Here is a 5,114-nt window from a genome sequence, read left to right as displayed (position 1 = left end):
CGTTTTTTGTCAAGTATTTTTTTGTATAGATGTCAAACATTTGTTACAAAAATATATTAAAAAAAATATTTCTTTCCTAATGTAGCTTTAACCTAATGATTTTGCTTGTACTCTTTTAATACTTCATTTGGACTCTTAAAGCCTAGTACTTTTCTTGATATGTTGTTGTATTATGTACGGCTGTAGCCTTCCTTTATTGCTTTGACATAAACTTCTGCCAGCCCTTCATAGCCAAATTTCCTGTATTTTTTCATAACCAGTTCTATTTCTTCTTGCGTGTGCTGGTTTGGGTGGCTCTTAGGTCTTCTGCTTTTTGGCAGAAGAGACTGGACTGTGCCGTCGTATCTGTCTCTCCAACGTTTTATCTGCTGACGTGATGTCTTATACTTCACTGCTGCCTTTGAATTATTATTATGTTTTATTGCATACGCAATTGCCCGTTGACGAACACGGTATATTTCTGATATACTACTCATATGAAAGGTTTCTCCTTAATGTGGTTTTGGTTGGCTTACATTATATCAGAAACCTTTCTTTTTTTGTATATTCTTGTCACATATGTATTATCTCACAACAATAAGAAATTATTTTTTTTATTTTATTAAATAAATTATTTCTCAAAATTCAAAAGCTCCATCAATTCCTTTTCATCCATCTCAAAAATCTCTTTTGAATCCTTATTATTATTTTCATTATTTTTTCCTAAAATATTTTCACTTAAAGTTCGCTTATTTTCCTGAATTTTTATTATTTTTTCCTCAATTGTTCCTTCTGTTATAAGTTTAATGACTTGAACACTCTTTTTCTGACCGATTCTGTGGGCTCTATCGCTTGCCTGATTTTCTACGGCAAAATTCCACCACGGATCATAGTGAATTACAACATCTGCTCCAACTAAATTTAGTCCTGTTCCTCCAGCTTTTAGCGAAATTAAGACAACTTGCCCTTCGCCTGAATTGAATTTTTTAGAAATTTCCATTCTTTCTTTGGACTTTACACTTCCATCAATGTAAAAATATTCTACTTTTTCTTTTTCCAATTCTTCCTTTATTTCTTCCAATGTTCCTAAAAATTGTGAAAATATAAGTATTCTATGTCCATTTGATAAAATATCAGGCATTAATTCCTTTAACAACTCAATTTTAGCAACTTCCCCAGTATAATTTTCATCAAATAATTGTGGTGAATTACAAATTTGCCGTAATTTTGTCAAAATTGCCAAAACTTTTAAATTGTTATTTTCCTCCTTGTCAAATCCCCTAAGCTCCTTCTTCGCCCTTTTAACATAAGCCATATACAGCTTTTTTTGCTCTTTGCTCAATTCTACAATCATATTATTTTCAACTTTTTCAGGCAATTCTGTCAGCACTTCATTTTTTGTTCTTCGCAGAATAAATGGAGAAACTATATTTTTCAAATTAAATATTTTTTTTGAATCTGGATTATTTAATGAATTTTTATATTTTTTTCTAAATTTTGTTATGTTATCAAGATAACCAGGCAAAATAAAGTCAAAAATTGACCAAAGTTCCATAATGCTATTTTCAATCGGAGTTCCTGTCAAAGCAAAGTTTACAGCACTTTCTAACTTGCCTGTCGCTTTTTTTACAAGAGAAGATACATTTTTTATATTTTGTGCTTCATCCAATATCGCCACATCAAATTTTTTATCCTTATAATTTTTCACATCATTTCTAAAAGTCTGATAAGTCGTTATTAAAATTCCTCTTTCTGTTTTTTCAATCAATTCTTTCCTTGTTTCAGCATTCCCTTCTACAAGAATCGGCTTTATATACGAAAATTTATAAAATTCCTCCTTCCAGTTATGCAAAAGTGAAGTTGGAACAATAATTATCCCAAGCAAATCTTCATTTTCCAGCTGAATTTCCGAAATAAGCGAAATTGCCTGCAAAGTTTTCCCAAGCCCCATATCATCTGCCAAAACTCCGCCAAATCCAATGTCATACATATTTTTAAGCCAATTAAACCCAATTTGCTGATATGGAAATAATTTTACCTTTATATTTAATGGCTCCTTATTTTCACGTTTTCTTATTTTCTGAAAAAGCTGCTTAAATTCCTCAATTTCATTCAATTCCTTGTTAATACTGCTAGAAACCTGTGCCAGCTGCAATGCCTTTATTTTAGAAATTTTATTTTCACCAATTCTCAAATCGTTCATTGCATCAACAATTCCGACCATTTCTTCAGTGCTCCTATTGGCAATTTTCACAAGTTCACCGCTTGACAATGTCACAAATTTCTCTTCATTTCTTACCGATTCCAGAACTGTTTCAACATCTCTTACATCAATTCCCTCAATATTGAAATTTACACTAAAAAGTTCATTTCCAGCAGATCTTATATTAACATCCACACCAATTTTACGAACTTTTTTTATTTTATCACTCACATTAATATTTACCTCTTCAGAATACTTTTCATCAATAATGTCAGCTACTGCTAAAAATTCACTTTTATCAATTGATAGTACAATATCATCTGATTTTAACTGTTTTGTTCTAAATCCAACATAAGTTCTATACTCTGAATCAACAATCTGGGCATCTGCATATTTTTGAAAATCTTCAGAAATCTCCTTTTGAAGATTTTTATTTTTCTTAGGAATAAAATATTCATTATCTGTCTGAATACTTTCCTCAAGGCAGGAAATTGTTACTTGAAGCTTATTTTTCCCATTGCCTTCCTCTACAAAAATATTTACTGTTCCATACTTTTCCGTTATCTTAGCAATTGGAATTTCATATTTTAAAAGTATTTCTTTTATTTCATTAAACAGCTTTCCTGATACTTCATTCAGATATTCTGTCCCCTTCTTAGTTCCCTCTGTAAGAGCATTTATTATTTCCCACTCTGCATCACTCATTTTATGAAATTTTTCAATATTTGACACACCGTTTTTTAAGGTAAAATAACGACTTGCTGATGATAAAACTACAAAATCCCTTAGAATTATTTTCTCTTTTCCAAATTTATCTTTTTGAAACGCAAATATTGGCTCGTATTCTCCAGTCACATAAATTGTCTTGCTGCCAGATCTTATCGTCTTTTTATTTTCTATGGCTGAAAATATCTGTTCTGCCAGCATTGGATTCATCATTTCACCTTGCGGATTTCCATAATAATAATAATTATTATTAAAATTCATTCCAAACTCATTTTTTTTCTTAAAATAGTTGCTAAGGTTTTCTATCACCTTTTTATCTGTTTCATTAAAATAATGCAAATCTGGATTATAAATATTTTTTTTAGTAACTTCATAAAACTGCTCATTTTCTACTGAATAAATAAAAGACTCTAAATCCTTTATGTAATTTAAACTTTTTTCTCCTGCCTTTACTCTTAACGCTGATACTGTAGATGATAATTGCTCTATTTCAAGTGCCAGCTTATACTCGTTTTTTTCTGAATCTGGAATTTTAGTTTTATCAATTCTTTTTTTTAATTTTTCCAGCTTTTCCCTAAATTCTTTAATTTTTTCTTCTTCAATCTTCTCATAAATATTTTCTTTTTCTTCTCTTAAAAATTTTTTAGCTTCCTTAAAAATTTCATCATACTCTTCATCTTTTGCAATTTTCATACGATTACTGCTATTCTTATCTTCTTTTTCTCTTTTAAATTCCCTATTTTCCTTAAAATAAATATTTCCAGCCTTAATTTCAGCATCCGCAGCCATCCCAGTTGCAATAATATGCTTGCAAGGTTTTTTTGTATCTTTAAAGTTGGGACAATCACAACTATATATAATTCTATTATCTGACTTTCCATCTTCATAAAAATAAGTTATACTAACATTATAAACATTTTTATAATTCCCATCAACTTGTGATTCCACCACTATTTTATCATCTTTTTTCATAAACATCATTAATTTTACTTTTTGCTTATTAAAATACTCAACTCCCCTATCCACAATAGACAAAGAAGTTAATTTTCTCAATCTGTCAAATATTCTTTCCAACTTTTACTTTCCTTTCAAAAAATATTCTCAATTTATACTATACTCGAACCCATTTAAGATTAAACTATTAAAGATCATATAAACTTAGGGTTTGAGTAAAATAGTCATAGCTTTTGAGTTTAGTTTTAAATCAGTTTTGCTATAAATATTATCTTACCAAAGAATTTGCATTTTTTCAACAAAAAAACAGCAAAACCGAAATCTTGCTGTAATTTTAAAATATTTTATTAAGTTTGAACAAATAATTTTCCATCTTTTATAAACATATTTTTTACTTTGACTTTTTTATCATTGTCATAAGTATAAACTTCGTTAGTTTCCAAATAATTTGAAACGAGTGATTTTATAGATTGTGCCATAACTGAATCATCTATTTTATTACCCTTTTCATCAGTAATTTTAGTAATGTCCAAGTCCACTAAATAAAGTTTATTTGTTTTTGGATCAAATTTTACTTGACTGTTTAAAAATATCGATCCTCTAGCTTTTCCTGCCAAAAGTGAAACATCATAATCAGCCGAAAAATAAAGTCTATCTCCTTTAAAATTCATCACAGGACTTTTAAGCCCAACTTTTCCCAGCAAAAAATTCTTTTCAATTGGAAATTTTTTGTTCAATTCCTTAGTAATCATAGAATCTGGCACTCTAAATGTCTTATTTGCCAAAAAATCACAAGAAATTATTCCAAACACCGTTATAATAATAACTAGCGCTATTTTAAAAAACCAATTTCTTTTTCTCATAACCAATCTCATTCTCCTTTTCTTTTTTGTACTTTAGTCATTAAAAATAATATTTTTAAACTTTAGATGACTAAAACTATTCTAATTAATCATACAAAATATTATTTATTATTTCATATTTTTAAAATTAGTTTTATCTTTTAAATCCAAAATTTTATTTTATTTACTGACTATTTGATAAAATTTACTATTATCACTTGCTACAAAATTCCATCAAGAATCTTTTTTTAAATACTTCTTTAAAAATTTCCCAGTCCAAGACCCTTCATTCCCTGCAATTTCTTCAGGAGTCCCTTCTGCAATAATCTGTCCACCTTTGTAACCACCTTCAGGTCCTATATCAATAATGTGATCCGCAACCTTGATTACATCCAAATTATGCTCAATTA

2 protein-coding genes and 1 pseudogene are annotated in these 5,114 nt (G+C 29.0%); all 3 read right to left on the bottom strand.

Annotation, left to right across the window (positions count from 1 at the left end; genetic code table 11):
- Positions 1-173: 173 nt before the first annotated feature.
- Positions 174-476 (bottom strand): annotated as a pseudogene (locus ACO409_RS10130) (helix-turn-helix domain-containing protein); the annotation flags it as partial.
- A gap of 134 nt (positions 477-610) precedes the next feature.
- Complete coding sequence (locus ACO409_RS10125) at positions 611-3,982, bottom strand: SNF2-related protein (protein WP_485556921.1); 3,372 nt, start codon at positions 3,980-3,982, stop codon at positions 611-613.
- Between the two features lie 227 nt (positions 3,983-4,209).
- A complete protein-coding gene (locus ACO409_RS10120) occupies positions 4,210-4,725 on the bottom strand; it encodes a YceB family lipoprotein (protein ID WP_485556919.1) in 516 nt (171 codons plus the stop codon).
- Positions 4,726-5,114 lie beyond the last annotated feature (389 nt).

This window comes from Leptotrichia sp., from assembly GCF_057270615.1.
Note: the sequence above shows the minus strand (reverse complement) of the source record. Positions and strands in the feature narration are given on the sequence as shown.

Bases quoted from the DNA above. Each gene is read 5' to 3' on its own strand.
- ACO409_RS10120 (WP_485556919.1), bottom strand. From the start codon at position 4,725: ATGAGAAAAAGAAATTGGTTTTTTAAAATAGCGCTAGTTATTATTATA.